Annotated in this window: 10 protein-coding genes; 9 read left to right on the forward strand and 1 reads right to left on the reverse strand. The window is 45.5% G+C overall.

Going from position 1 to position 20,619, the window contains the following annotated elements; genetic code table 11:
- Nucleotides 1-147: 147 nt before the first annotated feature.
- Nucleotides 148-5,988, forward strand: coding sequence for a TcdA/TcdB catalytic glycosyltransferase domain-containing protein (locus AAHH42_RS07625; RefSeq protein ID WP_342220828.1), 5,841 nt, complete (start codon nt 148-150; stop codon nt 5,986-5,988).
- A gap of 11 nt (nt 5,989-5,999) precedes the next feature.
- Here the strand turns inward: AAHH42_RS07625 and AAHH42_RS07630 are convergent, their stop codons facing one another.
- Nucleotides 6,000-7,244, reverse strand: a complete 1,245-nt coding sequence (locus AAHH42_RS07630) for an IS256 family transposase (RefSeq protein WP_342220829.1) — start codon at nt 7,242-7,244, stop codon at nt 6,000-6,002.
- Between the two features lie 101 nt (nt 7,245-7,345).
- Here AAHH42_RS07630 and AAHH42_RS07635 point away from each other — a divergent pair, with 101 nt between their 5' ends.
- The 8 genes from AAHH42_RS07635 to lipB all read left to right on the forward strand — a co-directional run bounded on the left by AAHH42_RS07635 (nt 7,346) and on the right by lipB (nt 20,617).
- Nucleotides 7,346-13,582 (forward strand): C80 family cysteine peptidase, encoded by a 6,237-nt coding sequence (locus tag AAHH42_RS07635; RefSeq protein WP_342220830.1) that lies wholly within the window; start codon nt 7,346-7,348, stop codon nt 13,580-13,582.
- A 206-nt stretch (nt 13,583-13,788) separates the two neighbouring features.
- Nucleotides 13,789-14,352, forward strand: a complete 564-nt coding sequence (locus tag AAHH42_RS07640; protein ID WP_342220831.1) for a hypothetical protein — start codon at nt 13,789-13,791, stop codon at nt 14,350-14,352.
- A gap of 520 nt (nt 14,353-14,872) precedes the next feature.
- On the forward strand, nt 14,873-15,343 hold the full coding sequence (gene rlmH / locus AAHH42_RS07645) for a 23S rRNA (pseudouridine(1915)-N(3))-methyltransferase RlmH (protein ID WP_342220832.1): 471 nt from the start codon (nt 14,873-14,875) through the stop codon (nt 15,341-15,343).
- 41 nt (nt 15,344-15,384) lie between these two features.
- Nucleotides 15,385-17,289 (forward strand): peptidoglycan DD-transpeptidase MrdA, encoded by a 1,905-nt coding sequence (mrdA, locus tag AAHH42_RS07650; RefSeq protein ID WP_072550658.1) that lies wholly within the window; start codon nt 15,385-15,387, stop codon nt 17,287-17,289.
- A complete protein-coding gene (gene mrdB, locus AAHH42_RS07655; RefSeq protein WP_072550657.1) occupies nt 17,282-18,394 on the forward strand; it encodes a peptidoglycan glycosyltransferase MrdB in 1,113 nt (370 codons plus the stop codon). Before mrdA ends, mrdB begins: the two co-directional genes overlap by 8 nt.
- 57 nt (nt 18,395-18,451) lie before the next feature.
- Nucleotides 18,452-19,663, forward strand: a complete 1,212-nt coding sequence (dacA, locus tag AAHH42_RS07660; RefSeq protein ID WP_072550656.1) for a D-alanyl-D-alanine carboxypeptidase DacA — start codon at nt 18,452-18,454, stop codon at nt 19,661-19,663.
- Nucleotides 19,664-19,684: 21 nt separating this feature from the next.
- A complete protein-coding gene (gene ybeD / locus AAHH42_RS07665; RefSeq protein ID WP_072550655.1) occupies nt 19,685-19,948 on the forward strand; it encodes a DUF493 family protein YbeD in 264 nt (87 codons plus the stop codon).
- Nucleotides 19,949-19,951: 3 nt separating this feature from the next.
- Nucleotides 19,952-20,617, forward strand: coding sequence for a lipoyl(octanoyl) transferase LipB (lipB, locus tag AAHH42_RS07670; RefSeq protein WP_342220833.1), 666 nt, complete (start codon nt 19,952-19,954; stop codon nt 20,615-20,617).
- Nucleotides 20,618-20,619 lie beyond the last annotated feature (2 nt).

The raw sequence follows: 20,619 nt of genomic DNA on the forward strand, positions 1-20,619 counted from the left end.
CAGAATGGGGAATGTAAAGAAAAGGCCATTGTCGTACGCCAAAGTTCTATATTATTTTTTATTTAATAAGATGATATCTTATTAACTCCTCTATGTTTTTTTAATTCATCCATTAAAGTTATTCCCATTTATCTTATCAGGGATAAAATGATGAATTATACCGAAATAGAAAATAAATTATCGAGTATGGCTGGGGATAAATATATTTTGGTATTCAGCGGATTTTCTGGTCTAGGCTACGAAAATCCCGCCCAGCTAGAAGAAAAATTAGAAAGTATTTTGGATGACACAATCCGTGATTACGGCCGGGCAAATATCCTGGTTGTTGCCGGTGCCACGGAGGAAGGTATTGGTACGGTCTATCGTCTTGCTAAAGCAAAAGGAATTGCTATCTTAGGCATTGTCTCTGAAGAAGCCGAAGAAATGCCATTGGCAACGAATGAGCAAGAAACCGTTTTGATCCCTGATCCGGGTAAAACATGGAAGGTACTGGATGAAAATGGCCACTCCTACATGGTGAATATACTACAAGATCGTCGAGGCGTGTTCTATGCGTTAGGGGGAGGAAAAGTCACCTTAACAGAATTAAAAGAAGCGCAGGAAGCAGGTTACACCACAAAAGTCTATCCAGATTTTGCGCCTGATCCAGAAAAAGTCACCGTCTGCGTAGAAAAGTTTAGGCAAAGGGCAGAGCAACAAGGGGAAGAGTTTGACAACAACGTCAGTTTTACAGAAGTAGCGGATGATTTTAGAAGAAACCGAATCAATATTGTCGTCATGGACAGTCAAACCGCCGCGTTAATCCCTCCTGATATTAACGGCCTGTCCCATCAGGAGAGAGCGCAAACATGGCAACAAGATGATCCTACAAAGCGGATCGTGCTGATTCGACACGCAAACGATCATTGGCAAGTCATCGGTGATTTGCCGCACGCGCTGAGTGATGGCGCGCCAGGCGGTGATCAAACCCGTTTTACGGGAGAGGAGATAAAAACAGGTTTAGCCGATTGGAGTAGAGATAAAAACATTGCAATAGATTATTTCCCTGCCACTAGCATCAATCCACAACAGTTACGTTCTGAACTCTTTGATGACAATGCAATTTATGCTTCCATAGAAATAAAAAGCAGGGCGGGTCTGCGAGGGGGAGAATATCCTCAAAGAGCAGTGAGCTTACAACAGACCGATGTAAGAAAATTTCTACATTTTATTTGGTTAGGAAAACTGGAAGCAATACAACAGGATTACATTACTGTTTGGCAAAAAATCAATCCGGATTATGAGATAAAAATCTGGTATGACTCAACGGCATTGTTAGCCCATGAATTGGATAAGCAGATAAAAAGTTTCGTCGCACGGGAGCTGATAGTCGGCGAAGAGGCTTACCTTCAGCGTGTCACTGAACTCAAAAATCAGGCACATCAGGCAATATCGCAAACGATGGAGAGGGAAGATAAAACCTTTGACCAGGCAGCGATTGAGTTTATGGTTCGCCATCTGGATGGTTCAGCAGAGGATCTAGCGCGTATTAAAACAGAAAAGCAGGATGCTTATACGAGATTTATAGCGCAACAAAAGGATGCCGCTTCAGATTACCGGCTGGAGGATATTTATAGCCCAACAGACAGCTTCATCGAGAGAAAATATTATTATCGGGAACTCGCTTTGGGGCAGGACTTAACTGCGGCCTTCAATATCGCCCGGCTGAACATCCTTAGCCAGCAGGGCGGCGTTTATCTCGATGCTGATTTATTGCCAGCACTGAAACCGCTTCTGCCTGATCCGAATTTAGCAAACATAGCTGATATCAATCTTGTTAAGGCGCAGCTGGTGACTGAATACTTAACAAAAACAGGAAAATTTCCCCACCACCAGAGAACAGTGAAAACTGGAGAGCATGATTATGCCAGGGATTTTTCTGCCCGCAGTCCAGAACATAAGGTGTGGGTAGAGCAACTGCGTGCTGCCATCAATCCTGTCAAGATGAGCAAAACGACCAGGTCGCTTAATGATTTTTTCCAGCCGTTAGGTCAACTGTCTATCAATCATAATGGCCTACGGGTGGCGAAGAACAATGGCACTGTATCGAATGCCGGGATGGTAGCGCCCGCGGGCAGTAATATGCTTAAAGCGGTTTGTCAGCATATCAATGACAATTATCGTCGCCAGGTTAATATGGATCGGGATATAGCACTGGATGCGAGGAACGGATCGATAGCCGTCAAGCAGGGTATGGAAGAATTTGCCCGTCAGCGTAGTGGTCTGTTTATGGATTTCACCGATGCTGAGTGGTTTTTTGAGGAGTTTGATCCTTATAGCAAAGAAGTGAAACGTCACTCTCAGGTGAGACAAAGAATCGATCATCGCCCTGTTTTCACTCATGATCAATTATCGCTGCGGCTTAAGGATATCCCGGTACTGACCAGGTTAATTCGATTGCAGCCTATGCAGGATCAATTACATCGCACAACAGGTGTGAAACAGGTTGAAATCGCCTTTAGATTGCAAGAAGAGATACGACGGTTATTGCAAGACCCAAATCAAATTCCTTATCCCTTGTATTCTCAGGTTTTAACGGAGTTAAATCAGCAAATTAATCACATGCTATTCAGTCAGCCGTTACCTGGCAAGGCGTATATTATCGATATCGCCAGGCAACGGCCCTCTCTCGCCGCTCAGCTATATAAAACCGCCTTTAATGAAGCACAGGGTTATCATCCTGGTTTAACCGACTTTTTGTGTTTTTGGATCAATGAGGACCCCTATTTAAAGCCGTTGATAGGTTCTACCATCGAGGCAACGCCTATGCCGTTCGAGGTGACCTTTCGTATTCCGTTGGGTGAGAGTTTTGCTCAGGTGCAAGCAGCACTATTACAAGCACAGGCTTCGAATGTGATGATGCGGGCAGAGCTCGATCAAAAAACAAAAGTGCTGTCTCTGGGTTACAGTTACCAGGATCTTAGTGATTTGGCTACCGGTGATGCGCCGGCGGCTATGGTTTTTACCTACCTGAAAGAAATCGCTGAGAGATTGAATGCCCATTATTCAGACGCGCCCTTTGACCAATTGATGCTAAATCAGTTTGCAGATAGGGAATATCTGCATCGGCTACAGGATACACGTTTAGCCCAGGCTACACGCATGTATTATCACAGCCGTAATATGGATTTTGATACCTGGGATAGACAATATTCCAAGCAAGGAACTGCTGCTCTCAATCAGGGGCTACGCAATCTGGCATTCTCTGAACAGCTGGCTTTGCTTTTGCAAGATCGCCCAGGACTGTTGATGGGAGAAGAGGGGGACACTATCACTGGCCAGCGTGTTGTCATAGCGCAGATAGATAGCTTAAAGCAACGGGGCATCACCACCCTCGGTTTGGGGTATTTACGCCATGATCGGTATCAACCGTTAATTGATGAATATCTAGGTAGTACTGCCCCTATGTCTGGTGAATTAAAAGCCATATTAGCAGGCAAATCGGTTGACATAACAACAAATGGTATCAAAAAGAAATCGTTGATCCTGTTGTTTGAAATAGCCCGCGCCAAGGGCATGAAGATACTGGCCCTGGGTGACAACAATATGGTTAGGCCAGAGACGGAAAATGGACACATTTGGCAGGCGGTAGCAGCGAATAGCAGGGTGGTGGATATCCTGAAAGCATTGCCAGAGGGTGAAAAATTTGTAGTGATCCATGACAGCAGGTACTTGACATCTCAACAGGGCATTGACCGTTTTATCCCAGGGCTCGCTCAGCGTCTTGGACTGCCGGCGCTGGCGTTCAATGCTAACCAGCTCCAGGTGATCGCGGATGAGGATGCTAATCGCCCCCTATTTACCCTGCTAGATAGCATCATTGAACAGAAACAACAAACCAGCCACAACCACTGGAGCCAGTGGTATGCCATGGCGTCAAAAGAGAATATAGCCTATAAAATGGCCGTACTGCGGCATCTGGATGCACTACAGCAAGAAACTTTTAGTGTGTTGACGGCAGAGTATCTACAGATGAGTGATAATCCACATTCTTTAGATCAGCGTATCACTGCGTTATCCAACGCTATAAAGGGCACGGAAAACAATATTATCCAGGATGGCGGTAGCCAAAAAGATAAAGACTATCTGTCGACGTTGCAAGATATGCGCACTATGTATCAACAACATAAGAAAAGAGAAACGGATTATGAGGATCACTGGGAAACCAGTCGGAACGATTTGCTGGTCGGTGGTATCAAGACAAATAATACTGGCAAGCTGACTGAGCTTAATAGGAAGATAGCTACCCTGGAAGGACAGATAGCTGATCTTAATATCTTGCAGGTATTTTATAAAAGACAGACGTCGGTTGAGCCACCCCAGCAAAATGTCCGCATGCCACATCCACCGCTGGTAAGACAAGGATCAACACCTTGGAGTTTCGGCGCATCACGCCAGGTATCCGTTTTGCAAAGACAACATTCTGTCCCCTCGGGCAAGGAAGTGAATTTAATAATACCCGCAGATTTTTTACTACGGCGATTATTTACGCAAGGACAACCGTCGATCCTTACAGCAAAATTGTTACGGTACCAGCAGTTATCTCCTCAACTGGCCGCTTATAAGGACATTAAGGAAAAGTACCAGGATGAAATGACAAAATCGGGTGACATTGACAGTGACATTAACGGTGCAACACTGCACTTGCCATCTGATGGCAAGCTAACGAGAACAAATATTTCATTACTGCAAATGGAGGAAAAACCAGGTTGGATCAGTATGTATATCAGTCTGGTCGATGCCAATTATGATAGTAGCCAGAAGGAACTTTACCTGAGAAATAATAAAATTATTGTGCAACCACGAAAGGCAGGTGGGGACATTAATTTTTCGTTTGGCACAACCTATCGTAGTCTGGCCTGGCATCAGCAGTATCGCCTCAGCCCGAATATCAAACATGGCCCAGTCCATGCGCCGATCCGTTCCGTACTGGTCAAAACAGATTTTATCCGTGACTTTTTCGGTACTTTTATGGAATCCGAACATTCAGAACGTCATGCGATGCAAATCCAGTTCGTCAAGGAAAGTGAAACCGTAAAATTGGTCAGTGTCGATCAAAGACATCCCAACCAGGCAGGGCTAACTGTTGATTTAAAAAGTAATTTTCAGGAACTGTTAAATCAACATGCTGATGTGTCTTCGTTTACCACCATTGCCTCGAGAAGTTACCAGCAAAGCTTTTACCATGCTGATCGCGACGGTGAATTTTATGATATTCGTGAGATACAGCACGCCATTGGCCTGGGTGACGAGCAGTACCTCTTGCCATTTTCGTGGCAAAATAAATCAGAACTGGATATGGCCACCGCTTTTAACCGCATTATGACAAGAGGTAATAAAATAGAGGTCGGGCACCTCAGTCAGCGTGAATTGGTTCTCCTGTATGAGCAGAACAGCGCATTCTTCAATAAGCTAGAACAGGTCAGAAATGGCTCGGCAAGCCTGGCAGCCTGGTATCTGGATCCGATACAAAATCAGGCGTTCAGAGACCAGCTAACGCATCTACTAGAAATAAACTACCTCACCCCGGCGCGGTTACTGGAAAACAGTCAGGTTCCGCTATGGGGATCCCAGCGTGATGTCAATGGTAATCCCTGGTTGAAAGCACAGTGGGAAGGTGACTTTGCTCAAAGCTATCTGACCGATGAAGCCGCACAACAGGCTGTCGATCAGCTGATGGAAAAATTTGCCGACCAGTTGGCTCAAGACGAATGGGCAGTGCGGGGGACACCCAAAACGGAAGAGATGTGGCAAGAGCAAAAAGAGAGCATAAAAAACAGTGAAATGCAAAAAAGTAAAACAGAAGCAGAAGCAGAAGCGAGAGCTAACATAAAAATGAAGAGGTTTCGTGCGGCGGATAAAAAACGTACTGAAGAGGCAATAAGGAAATCCCTGCTTACCAAGATACTACAAGTCGACTACGTCGAGCCTGTACAAGATTCTGTGTAACTGCCGATTCCTCATAAATACACTGATAACCGTTCAGGGTATTCGATCATAAAGTGATTGAGAGCCTGACGCCAGTTTGGTATCGGCATTGTCCACTTTTCTGATGCAGATTCTATTGCCAGATAAATCACTTTTAATGCAGACCCATCATGTGCAAATATTTTGCGTTTTTTTATGGCTTTACGTATCACACTATTGAGTGATTCTATCGCATTTGTTGTATAAATCACCTTGCGAATTTCGTCGGGATAAGTAAAAAATGTGGATAGGTTATCCCAATTTCTGCGCCAAATTTGTACCAGTGTTGGGTATTTTTCACCCCAGCGTCCTTCAAAACTATCAAGCTCTTGCAAAGCATTTTCTTCTGTAGCGGAACGGTAAATGAGTTTTAGGTCGGCACAGAGTGCTTGTCGATCTTTCCAACTGACGTATTTGACCGAATTACGGACTAAATGGACAATGCAAAGCTGGATTTTTGTCTCAGGATAGACCGTGTTGACAGCCTCAGGAAACCCGGTTAAACCATCCATACAAGCAATTAATATATCATTTAAGCCCCGATTCTTTAACTCGGTCAGAATCGATAACCAGGTCTTTGCTCCTTCCGTCTCCGCTATCCACAAGCCAAGGCATTCCTTATGTCCTTCCATATTGATGCCTAGCGCGATATAGACAGATTTATTGATAACCCGCTTATCCTGGTGAACTTTAACGACAATACAATCCAGATAAACAATCGGATACAGATTGTCCAGTGGGCGACTACGCCAGGTGGTTACTCGGTCAATTACCGCATCAGTGACTTTAGATATCAAGGTTGGCGATACCTCAGCATCATAGATTTTTTTAAAGGTTTCGGTAATTTCCCGTGTGGTCATGCCTTGAGCGTAAAACGCTAAAATGTGATCGTCAAAATGGGTCAGCCGAGTTTGCCCTTTTTCAACCATTATCGGGGAAAACTCGCCGTTACGGTCACGGGGCGTTTCTATCGCTAATTCACCGTACTGAGAGGTAATATTTTTTGCAGAATAGCCATTACGACTATTACCGCTGCCACGTCCTTCAGCCGCATTTTTGGCATAACCTAGGTGATGTTCCATTTCAGCACCTAATGTCGCTTCTACTGTCATCTTAACGAATTCATTGAGTATCTTGTTTAGATCAGATTCAGTTTTAATGTCTTTTACCAGCGCCTGAGCTACCTGACGTAGCTGAGATTGTTGCGGGGTATCCGGTAATTTATTCTTTCTTACCATTGTCTATATCCTATTCACAAATTGTTTAAATATAGGCAATTACACAATTTTCAGGACAGGCTCACTACGTCCGTAGTGATTTGGCGCGTCTACGTCAAAAATTGCTCCAAGTCTGGAATAATGTTACCGATAGCGAACTGCTGCAGAAGTTACTACGTAATGAATTACATATAAACGGCACCTGGGCAGAGCTACGGTCCTTACGTCAGCAGATTTTTTTCCATGCCCTGCGTCCAGCAGCCCAGTATTATCAGAGTAAGAGGCCGGTCAAGTCTCCTGAAGGTCTGAAAGTTAACACCCGTGAAGAACGCCAGGCGCCCTGGTTTATTCTTAACAGTGATGACATTGATGGTATGAAAATTACGGATGACAAACTCAAAAGCCGTAACTGGTATCGTCCTGATCAGAGTGAGATGAGCGCCTTCATGGCGGATTTGGATACGCCTTTCAGCGGAGGCATATCGGGTACCACTCGCGATGTGACCCTACAACTTACTAATTTATTTGGCCCCTTGAATGTCCGCGAATACTGGACGCTGCAACTCTTCAATGCGGCTCAGATGATTAACAATGGCTATCATTCATTTTTTGAAGCGCTTTATGTTGCCGCATTTTTAGAGGACCGTTTTGTTGATCAGCAACAGTGTATTGGTAAACAGCTACGGGATACATTTGATGCATTACGTCAGCGTGCTAAGCGGGGAGAGATACTTAATGGTCAGCTATACGAGCAGACGCTGGCTTTGATTTTACCCAAACTGGATAACAGCGTGGCGGCACGTTATCTACCGCCAGAATATGGGCGTCAACACCACCTGTTGGCAACAGAATCAAATCGGTTTCGTGATCTGATGTCTATTGGGCAGTTACACCGGCGGGTCTGGGTATTTTCACGGCAGAAAGAGCCTGATTGCAATGATATTCTACAGGCGCTGGATCGATTGCGTGTAACTTCTGGTAGAGAAGGCATTGAAATGGCCTTTATTCTGCAAAATCAGCTGCGTAATCATCAGATGTGGTATCCGGACTCCGGTAGTAACCCCGCGTTTAAGGAATTAGATCAGCAGATTGAACAACGGCTGTTTTCTACAACCAGGATAACGGCAGCTGATCGCGCGAATCTGGTGCAGATAGCAGAGCAGCAGCCGACACTCGCGGCCGAACTCTATTATAAACTGGATCAGGCACAAGACAGCCTGCCGGAATTTGCAGAATTGCCTGATGGGCTTCTGATCGAGTCACATGTCGCTAAAGAACAAGGCACCGTCAATAAGATAAAATCTGGATTGCAGGAAATACAACAGCCTGCCAATGATGATAAAAGAGCACGGGAGGTGGACGCCACCAAAGCAAAAGGCGAGCACACGAGCAGTCTACTGACGCCTGAAGAAAAGCAGGCCATTAAAAATCGGGGGGTATTTGAACGTAAGATACTGTCACTAGAGGCGCTACAGCCTGAGATGCAGCGTGCGGCAGAGGGGTTGAGGAAGCTACCTGGCTATCAAGGTACGGTTTACTATTCGCCTATGCCTTTAAACACCAGGGAAGTCACCCTGTTATTTGGTCGGCTAAAACCGGGTCAGGTGATGAGTTATCGAGGTTTATTGACCACGGATGCCAGTGTTGAAACGATCAAGGCGCTAAGAACTCCCAACGAAGGTAGAGTCATCTATGTGCTGGAAGGGATCACTGTAGGCTATAATACTGCCGGTATCACGGATAGAAATACCGCAGAAATCCTGTTAAACCCAGGCCAATACTTTCGAGTTACCGCTACTCAGAAAGTGGGGGATCACCTATACGTAATATTAAAACAGGAGGTTGATTTAACAGCAGGTGAAACTATTCGGGATCTCCACAAAGGTAACCTGGCAGGTTTTGTAGATTATGACTCAGTCAGTTTAGGCAATGACTTCAAGAGCATTTTCAATTATCCGGATCTTAACCAGGATCAGTCGATACGTATCCGCAATAGCGCGTTACCTGCCGGAAGATCGAGTTCAACCGACGAAATACCATTTTCTGGATCGTTAAGCGGTTTAGGCGTGGCGCAGCGGGATAATATTGCTAACTGGGCGATGCCGGAGGTCGCTGGGGAACGGGCTGTTGTTGGTGGCGAGACGCCGCGTAAGCGTCGTATTATCGTCCAGTTGGAAGATGACGCAGAGAGCTTACGTTCGGCGATAGCGCTGGCAGATAAACACCCGGGTGAGGCAGCGGTATATCAGCTGGATGTGCAAGGCCAGATGCGTCCGGTGTATGGCGACCCGACGGTGCTGGGTGGTAGCGGTGAGGTGGAATTGTTATTGGTCGGTCATGGCCGAGGGGGCGTTGGGGATGTGCAGAATAATACCAGCCTGGCGGGTTACACGGCGCACGAGCTCGCTGCTCTGCCTCGGCAAATATCTCAAAAATTAGCCCTACATTCTCAGATCAATAAGCTAGTGCTGATGGGTTGTGCGTTGGTTAATCATGACGATAAAAAAAGCGGATTTCTGTTTGATGCCGCTGCCGCACTGGCGCAACAAACGGGCCAAAAACCGGCTCAGTTAGTCGCCTATGCCAGCGAGCTATCGATAACTGCTGCTGTAGTACATGAGCGCAAGGTCGGGCATCGCCATCAGTTCGTTGAGGGGAGGATTGGCGAGCCTGCTCGCCAGGCGCGGATGAGTTTGGCATTCGACAGCCAACGACAGAGATATTTCCCTGCATTCGTATTTTCTATACAGCAAGAGGAAGGAGAGATCGCATCAAAGCAACCGATCGTGACAGAGGGCTGGCATCCGAATGCTCGACCTCTGGCGATCACTCCAGCAGATGAGATTGCAATTAAAACATCAGTAAAAGAACAGACGCGCGTCGAGTTACAACAACTAGAGCGCATGGCAAACAGGCTCATTAAGCATTATGAGCAGGCGTTAACCCAATACTATAAAAAAGAATATCGCTTTTTTGGCTTCGAGAACGTGGGGGATCAGGTTGAATGTATTTTTAAAACAACAGCCGATCAGCAAGATAAGCGTGTCATGGTAAAACATGATAGCAATAACGCGGTACTCTTTTTAGAGGAAAAACCGTCAGCACAACAAGGTGCACTGCCAGGAAGACGCATCGCTTTACAATACGGGAAAGACGGTGATGTCTTTAGGTTTTCTGTAGTAGAAGGGCTATCAGGACAAGCTGGTGTATCGCGTGAAAATGCTGTGTTTACGCAAATACGCGATAAAATGCTTTTGCTGGAGCCAGAGATAGCGCAGGCAGAAGGTATTTCGACGATGAATTTGGCCTTCCTCGCGCTGCATCTTTTATCACAGCCTCATGATGATGACCTTTCACCGTGGAAAAAATTTGTCGGCATGGCCAATTTGGGGCAGATACTGCATGGGATCGGGCAAGATATCGGCACTCTGGTCAGAACGGTCAAGCTATTACGCGGTGCAGGTGCCCAGGCTGAAGGCCTGTTAGGCAAACTGTTAGGGGGGACGGCTTACACGCACTCCGGTAGTGTGGTCAATGTCGCGGTGGATATCATCAATTTCATTGATGCTGTTCAGGATCTCAACGCCATGCCGCCAGGGCCGCAAAAAGATTTTGCTATCGCGCGCGTGGCATTAGCCGGCACACAATTGGCGGTAGATACCGGGCTGGCAATATTGCCTGTGGTTGCCAGTATTGCCCCTGCCACTGCACCTGCTATTGCCAGTTTCATGGGGATCGCGGGTCCCTTGAGTGTGGTTTTCGCCGGTCTGATGATTGGAACCAATGCGTTACTGGAGGCTATCGCTTTTAATAATACTCATTACCAAATTGAATTGGATGAAGTCATTGCGCCTTTTCGCCATTCAAAAAACAAAACCGTCATCACGCCTACGGGGATTGCGCAAGTAAGTGACGATGGGAAAATAGTCTCTCTTGAACCTTACGTCCCGCTGAGAAAGATCCGGATAAACGGGGAGATCCTGTCAGTACAGGTAGCGGATATCGGCATTCCCCGGTTTAATCCTGCTAATCGCGAGCATTCGACAACATACGGGAACTCGCTTAGCGCCTATCAGGCACTCGGTTTTGATCTTTCCCAGGTGATACAACAAAATACGGCGCTGAAATCGACCCAGTACTTGCTGTTGCCGGCGGCGTTGGATGGGCATTACAATTTTATGCATGATGTCGGTGCTTACGGGCGCTTAGACGGAAAAGAAATCTTCAATAGATTCAGCGCGTATTACAACTCATCGGGTGCCAATGTTTTTCACCTTGGTGGTGATCATGCACCAAACCATGCGGTCTTCACCCCTCGCGCAACAGAATACACGATAGAACTGGATGCGGGTGAGCGTAGTATTGGTTTTCAATCTCCCCAGAAGTTGGCTTCTATTAAGGGTGATGATCATGAGGGGCTTCATTCTGGGAGATTACCCACCCCGATGACAGATGCAGGGCATGCCCATTTTTTAACCTATCGATTCAAAGGGGGAGGGGGCACCACCCGGATTGATTTATTTGATGATAGACGGCAGATCATCATTCAACCCCATCAGGACCCGGTACAACGGAAAAACGAACGTTGGGTATTCGATATCACCCCGGATACACTCGACGCGATAGCAAACAGAAAAAAAACTCGGTCGGAATGGCAACAACGCTCGACTATGGCATACGGTGAAGCTGTCTTGGCATTATTGAATATGGGGATTGATCCGGCCGATGTGTCAAAGGTACACGATCTGTTGGTAGTGCATATTCGAGAAGCAGAAATCCCAGGGAGAGTTTTGTTAGGAGGATTAGGAGGATTTGTTTGGAGTGCCTATAACGTTATCCAGTCAATGTCTGATCCCTTGAGTGACTTGCATACTAAAGTGGATCTGCGAACGTTGATGGAAGCCGCCGAGCCTTTTGTGCGAAAGTTAAATGAGCAAGATCAGGCTAGCAGTATGGCGTCACAACAGAGCAACATCGCGCAACTAGGGTTAGAAAAGAGGCGCGGCGGATGGGATCTACAGTTAGCGCATAATAAAAGGGTACAGATTGACGGCGATCTGCCGGGCCATATTGCGTTACAGATGCGTATTGTCGAGCTACCGGGGCTGATGTTTACGTTAACAGCGTCAGCTCGCCCAGGAGAGGAAACGCCTAAATTTTCTGTCGGACTGGAAGCGGCAAATAGGGAGGCGTTATTGGGTAACAATCTCACCCAAGCCGTGGCGTTTATCCAGAGCAAATTCGCTAATGATCCGCGGTTTATTATTGATGGACGAGTGCCTATCGCTATCCGGATCGGGGAAAATGAGATGGCAAAAGGATTATTAGATTTAACCACCCAGCGTTGGCAGGCGATCAGTAATATAGAGAGGGATAGCGTTACCCATCCCCATTTTTATAACAGTCAGGGGGATATAGCAGAACTATTTGATTTTGATTACAGGATAAACAGGAGCAGTTTCATAGAAACTACACCAAAAGTTTTTACTTTTGGAATCAAACCTTTCAGCTCTATCTTTCCCTGGATTATCGCCGCTACATATACCCCCAGTGTTGCCCATATCGAGTACGATACCACGCAACAACAGCTCGCTGTTGTTGGTGTCGCCCACCCCTTTAATAATAGAAAAAGTCGTGTTGACTACCGCTATTTTCATGATTTGCCGCAAAATACGCGCTATCAGCAGCTCAAAGCCGTCTACGTCGATGAAGAAAATGATATGGGGCAAGCGCCCTTGATGGTGCTACTGGATACACTTCATACTCAGTCAAATCAACAGATGATACCTATCAAAGAATCTGACAAAGCATCTGAGATGCCTATGGATATAGAGCTGGCCTGGGATACAGAAGGAAAACGTTTTTTCCGCAAAGCGACCTGGCAAAAAGACGGTTATCAATTTACCACCTTCGCCACAGATGCAAGCAGTCCTCCTCGTCTGGCGATGACTGTCTTGCCGCCATCGACAGGACAGCGCCAGGAATGGTTGACGTTAACTCAGAGTGATATCGGTTTTCCTATCTCATCGTTAACACTCTCACTACCCCCTGAGATAAGCGGTATCGATTTATCCGCATTGCCTGCGATACCGATCAAAGTATTTGCGCCGGTAGGGACAAAAATCCGGGGTTTACATCACCAGACGACGCTTTTTCTACACACCCAAGGTCAGCCCAAGGTCACCTTAAAATTGAAAAAGCTGCCTTCCCCTGCGCCCGGCACAGCCAGAACAACGGCAGAGGTCCGGCTACGCTGGGGCCTGGCGCTCATGATTGACAGCCAGGAGGCATTAGGCTCGGCGATAAACCTCGCACAGATTAATCAGGCATTACGCACACATTGTTTCGATAGAAGTTGATTGTGTAACAGCAAAACGACGTCCATCAGCGATGGATGCGTGTTTTTTCCACAACGTCAATAAAAGGAGATACCATGGACATTTCACCCTGTGGCTCTTTTCAGACTACGCGATCCCAAGAAGCAAGCGGAAATTTCTTATATGCGATACCCTCAGAAGTAGGGCACTATGCCGTGAATTACGTTACATCGCATATACGAGACAGTGTGAATATCGAAAGGCTAACCAAAGGATTATATTGTAAAGAGTTAGGAAAACGGCAAAGAGATATGCATAGACAAGCCGGCACTTACGGTAAACCTGTTGACCAATTTACTCCGCAAGATTTTAAAAATCTAACCCGTGCAGCTGAACGTTGTTCAATCGGAAATTGTGCGGATCTTTGCATGATTGCCGCACGAGAAATAGTAGAAAGTGGGTACCCACATCCCATCGAACTGTGCACAATTGAAGGTAAGGTAGAAGGTTTCACCTTAGATCATGCTTTTTTACGTATCTACTGTGATCCAAAAGATCAAGATGCAGAGAATTGCATTATAGATCCTTTTATGCAAATGCTAAGTAAGCCACAGCGAACAAAGTTAGTGGGCATGAATCAACCGATAACGTTTGAAGAACCCGAGTATGAAAAATATTTATTCTGTTATGCCATTCACCAAGAGACAGATACAGCTCAATTAGTGCCTATGAGTCGTATCAATAATTTAGGAATACACTCCATCGGTAAAATCTTTTTAGACCCTAAGAGAGAATTTCAATTTACTCATTAGGGAACGAAGCTGAAGTGAGACCTGGCCCCTTCAAAGGCAACATTTGAAGGTTGGACAGCGTCCCGGTTTGCTGTGAAAATCAGAACCATTTTGGCTAGAACTGAACGATATATGCTTTTATTTTTGCGCCCGCATGGTCGGCGAGTGTGTATCTTGACCACGCGGATGATCTGCGATGAGAACTGTTCTCTTTCCGTCTGTTAATATTCCTGGCTCACTCTGCGTAGGCTGAGGCGCGTTGTAGCCGTCGCTTGCGGGCCGATGGTGGGCCTGTAGGCATTGGTAGGTGTGGTATGGCTGGTTTTTAGAGAATAAACTTGTTGCTAAAAAAAAGCATTTTATTAGGAAAATGACGGCAATATTGACGTATACTGGTACGAATAATAGATCAAAATAAAGAGTCGATTATTGGTGAATAATGACTGAAAAGTTGTGTTTTGTTGCCTTTAATTTAATCAAAAAATAATTTATCTGTTTTTTTAGTAGATTATTTTATGTTTGGGTGCCTTTGGAGTGAATAGTGAAACTGCAAGTGATCGCCGTTGGGACTAAAATGCCCGCTTGGGTGCAAACGGGTGTCGCTGATTACTTGTGCCGCTTTCCTAAAGATATGCCTTGTGAACTGATAGAAATACCCGCGGGAAAACGAGGCAAAAATGCAGATATTAGCGGTATTCTGGAAAAAGAAGGGGAATTGATGCTGGCCGCCGCGGGCAAAAATCACCGAATTATTGCCCTGGATATCCCTGGCACACCTTGGGGAACCTCTCAGTTGGCAAAGCAATTGGCAAATTGGCAGCAAGATGGTCGCAATCTGAGTTTTCTTATTGGTGGCCCGGAGGGATTGGCTCCGGTTTGTAAAGCAGTAGCAGAACGAAGCTGGTCGCTTTCTCCGCTCACGCTGCCTCATCCTTTGGTGCGTATTTTGGTTGTAGAGAGCCTTTATCGCGCGAGGAGTATTAACGTTAATCATCCTTATCATAGGGAATAATCGGGTGATGAATTTGAGTAAAGTGAAATAATAGTCGTCGGATGAAAAAAAAACTTAATCCTTTTCGCGATTATTCGGCTGAGTCCGCTCTTTTCGTGAGCCGTGCCTTGATTGCGTTTTGTGGCATCTTGTTGTTAAGTGGCATGCTGGTGGCGAATCTCTATCATTTGCAAATCACACGTTTTGAAGATTATCGTACACGTTCTAATGAGAACCGTATCAAACTCGTACCGATAGCACCGAGTCGCGGTATTATCTATGATCGTAATGGTATCCCTTTAGCGTTGAATCGTGTCATTTACCAGTTAGAGGTAATGCCGGAAAAAGTAGCAGATTTGCCAACAACCCTGCAAGCGTTACGTTCGATTGTCGACCTGACGGATGAGGATATCGCTAACTTTGAAAAAGAACGTAAGCGTTCACGTCGTTTCACTTCCATTGTGCTTAAAACTCCGCTCACAGAGGTGCAGGTTGCGCGTTTTGCCGTTAACCAGTTCCATTTTCCAGGCATAGAAGTCAATGGTTATCAACGACGTTATTACCCTTATGGCTCTGCGCTTACCCATGTGATCGGCTATGTTTCTAAAATTAACGACAAAGATGTCGAACGCCTGAATAAAGAGGGGATTTTGGCGAACTATGCTGCGACTCACGATATAGGAAAATTAGGGATAGAACGTTATTACGAATCGATACTTCATGGTAAAACAGGCTATGAAGAAGTTGAAGTTAATAACCGAGGGCGTGTGATAAGGCAGCTCCAGGAGCAACCACCACAGGCTGGAAAAGATATTTATCTGACACTGGATTTAAAACTGCAGATCTATATTGAACAGTTAATTAGCGGTAGCCGGGCTGCTGTGGTAGTGACTGATCCACGAGATGGAGGGGTATTGGCTTTGGTTTCTAACCCTAGTTATGATGCCAATCTATTTGTTGATGGTATCTCCAGTAAAGATTATCAGGGATTATTAAAAGATCCTGATCGTCCGCTCATCAATCGTGCGACACAGGGTATTTACCCACCCGCATCAACAGTGAAACCCTATATCGCGGTGTCTGCGCTGAGTGCCGGTGTGATTAATAAAAATACCAGCTTGTTTGATCCTGGTTGGTGGCAGCTACCTGGCTCAGAAAAGCGTTTCCGTGATTGGAAAAAGTGGGGACACGGTCGTTTAAATGTCGTTAAAGCGATAGAGGAATCGGCGGATACTTTTTTTTACCAGGTTGCTTACGATATGGGAATCAATCGGTTATCGGAGTGGATGACAAAATTTGGCTATGGTGAGTATACCGGTATCGATTTATCCGAAGAACGTACCGGTATTATGCCAACACGTGAATGGAAACAAAAACGTTATAAAAAACCCTGGTATCAGGGTGATACTATCCCTGTTGGCATCGGTCAAGGTTATTGGAGTGCAACACCTATCCAGATGGCAAAGGTGCTAATGACACTGATCAATGATGGTGTAGTCAAAAATCCTCATTTGTTATTAAGTACCAGGATTGATGGTGTCTTGGTACCTTATCGACAGAAGGAGCAGTTACAGATTGGTGATATTCATTCTGGCTATTGGGAGACAGTAAAAGAGGGCATGTATGGTGTTGCCAACCGTGCTAACGGTACGGGTCGCAAGAGCTTCGAAGGTACGCCCTATAAAGCGGCGGCTAAATCGGGTACGGCACAAGTTTACAGTTATGAAACTTACAATGCCAGTAAAGTTGCTGCACACTTGCGCGATCATAAACTAATGACGGCCTTTGCACCCTTTGCAAATCCGACAGTGGCAGTGGCCATTGTGCTGGAAAATGGTGGTGTGGGTGCTGCTGTGGGTACGATTACTCGCCAGATCCTCGATCATATTTTACTCGGTGACAATAATACTCAATTACCGCCAGCAGAACAGGGTCGCCTTAATGTCGAGGGGTTTGATGATGACTGAAAACCAACAAAAAGGATCACTATCGTCAAAAATACACATCGACATGCCGTTGTTGATCTGTATTGTTGCGCTCCTGGCTTATAGTGCTTTTATTATGTGGAGTGCCAGTGGGCAAGATGTGGGGATGATGGAGCGCAAGCTTACTCAGATTGTCGTAGGTTTATTTGTGATGTTGCTGATGGCACAAGTCCCACCACGGGTATATGAAAATTGGGCACCCTATCTTTACTTTGCCTGTATTGTTTTATTGGTGCTGGTCGATACCTTTGGACAAATTAGTAAAGGAGCGCGGCGTTGGCTTGATCTCGGTGTGATCCGTTTTCAACCGTCAGAGATCGCCAAAATTGCGGTTCCTTTGATGGTAGCACGCTTTATGAACCGTGATATCTGTCCGCCCTCGTTGAAAAATACCACTATTGCGCTGATCCTTATTTTTATGCCGACCTTATTGGTAGCGGCGCAACCTGATTTGGGTACCTCGATTCTGATTGCTTCTTCTGGATTATTTGTCTTGTTTTTGGCCGGAATGAGCTGGCGTTTAATTGGTATCGCTGCTTTGCTTCTGGCGGGGTTTATTCCCATTCTCTGGTTTTTTCTTATGCATGGTTATCAGCACGATCGGGTGATGATGCTACTTGATCCAGAAAAAGATCCTTTGGGTGCTGGTTATCATATTATCCAGTCAAAAATTGCCATTGGCTCTGGTGGCTTGTTCGGTAAAGGCTGGCTACATGGCACTCAATCGCAGTTGGAGTTCTTACCCGAACGCCATACTGATTTTATCTTTGCGGTACTGGCAGAAGAGTTAGGGCTGGTGGGTGTGTTAATTTTACTGACACTCTATCTCTCTATCATCATGCGTGGGCTAGTGATGGCAGCTCATGCACAGACCACCTTTGGTCGTGTGATGATCGGCGCTTTGATGCTAATTCTGTTTGTGTATGTATTTGTCAACATTGGTATGGTAAGTGGGATTTTGCCTGTTGTTGGCGTCCCTTTACCTTTAATCAGCTACGGTGGCTCGGCGTTAATCGTCCTGATGGCAGGTTTTGGCATCGTGATGTCGATACATACGCATAGAAAAATGTTATCTAAAAATTTATAGTTCGTTATATAGTAGGCAGCATCGTTAACTTGCCCCCACGGATGATATGCCTTGCTTATGAAATATATCACTACTTCTGGTTTAATTAACAGCATAGCGTTAATCGGCGTTATTAACATCGGTGCTGCTTCCTTCGCTAATGCCGACGATGCTAATTTGAGAACCATGATCCCTGGCGAACCGAAAATAAATGCAGAAGCCTACGTATTGATGGATTACAACTCTGGCAAAGTATTAGCCGAAAATAATGCTGATGTACGACGTGATCCCGCTAGCCTGACAAAAATGATGACCAGCTATGTTATTGGTCAAGCTGTTAAATCAGGGAAAATCAGCGCCGATGACAAAGTGATCATTGGCAACGACGCGTGGGCGACGGGTAATCCCGTTTTCAGAGGTTCCTCGTTGATGTTCCTCAAACCTGGCGATAGCGTGCTAGTTTCTAAATTAATCCGTGGTATTAATCTACAGTCGGGTAATGATGCCTGTGTTGCCATGGCTGATTATATTGCTGGTAGTCAAGATTTTTTCGTTAATTTGATGAATAACTACGTGACTACCCTCGGATTGCAAAATACACATTTTAAAACAGTTCATGGGCTAGATGCCGAAGGACAGTACAGCTCAGCACGAGATATGGCATTGATTGGTCAAGCATTAATCCACGATGTGCCCGACGAATATGCCGTTTATAAAGAGAAAGAATTTACCTTTAATAATATTCGGCAGTTAAATCGTAACGGTTTACTCTGGGATAAAGACCTGAAGGTTGATGGTATTAAAACCGGTCATACTTTAGCTGCGGGCTATAATCTGGTGGCCTCTGCGACGGAAGGGCAAATGCGCTTAATCTCGGTAGTTCTGGGCAGTAAATCGCTTAAAGGACGTGAGATCGAAAGTAAAAAGCTGTTAACCTGGGGCTTTCGTTTTTTTGAAACCGTCGCACCGTTGAAAGTCGGTAAAGAATTTGTTTCCGAACCTGCCTGGTTTGGCGATAGTGATAGGGTTCAATTAAGCGTGGCGAAAGATGTTTACCTTACTATCCCTCGTGGTAGAGTGGCGGATCTAAAGGCCAGTTATGTCCTTAACATACCAGAGCTACACGCACCATTGGCAACAAATCAAGTGGTGGGTACTATTAACTTTCAGCTCGATGGCAAGACTATCGATCAGCGTCCATTAGTCGTTATGAAAGAAGTGAAACAAGGTGGCATCTTTAGCCGTTTCGTCGATTATATCAAATTGGCATTCCATCACTGGTTCGGTTAAAAGACGACAATAGGAGTAGAGATGAAAACTAAACTGGACAAGCTACTTGAATTTCCTTGTTCTTTTACTTACAAAGTTATGGGTTTTGCCGATCCTCAGTTAGTTGATCAAGCGCTTGCCGTAGTACAGCGTCATGTTCCGGGGGATTATATGCCAGAAGTGAAATCTAGCAGTAAAGGCAGTTATCACTCGGTTTCTATCACTATTACTGCGACTTGTACTGAGCAAATAGAAACGCTGTATCATGAATTGGGTAAGCTGCCATTAGTGCGCATGGTGTTGTGATCGATGGCTTCTTTACAATCCCAGCAGATTATTTTACGTCAGCTGGCACTAAAGCCTTACACGCTAGTATGCCAGGCGATGCATGATTTTACTGAGTATCGTACGGAAAACACCCTGGATGAGATTTGGTTGGTTCAACATCACCCTGTTTTTACTCAGGGTAAGGCGGGTAAAGCCGAACATTTGTTGGCACCTAAAGAGATCCCTGTGATCCAGAGCGATCGTGGTGGGCAAGTCACCTATCATGGCCCTGGTCAGCAAGTGATGTATGTGATGATAGATCTAAAACGATTAAAAATCGGCGTGCGTCAGCTGGTTACAGCAATGGAAAATACGGTGATACAAACGTTAGATGACCTTGGAATAATTTCCCATTCATGTCCTCATGCACCGGGTGTCTATGTTTTAAAGGCTGATCCACAAAAAATTTGCTCTTTAGGATTACGTATCCGTAAGGGATGTTCATTGCATGGGCTTGCACTTAATGTCGCGATGGATCTGGAACCTTTTCTACGTATCAACCCCTGTGGTTATGCCGACATGAAAATGACGCAAGTCAGTGCGTTGACTGACAGCGCTGTGACTTTCAAAAAAATACAAACGATTTTAGTGGATAAATTTGTCCAGCAGCTAGGTTATACAAAGGTCATTCGGCAAGCTTGGACTTGACA

Origin of the sequence: Candidatus Fukatsuia endosymbiont of Tuberolachnus salignus, from assembly GCF_964030845.1 — a bacterium.
GTDB lineage: Bacteria > Pseudomonadota > Gammaproteobacteria > Enterobacterales > Enterobacteriaceae > Fukatsuia > Fukatsuia symbiotica.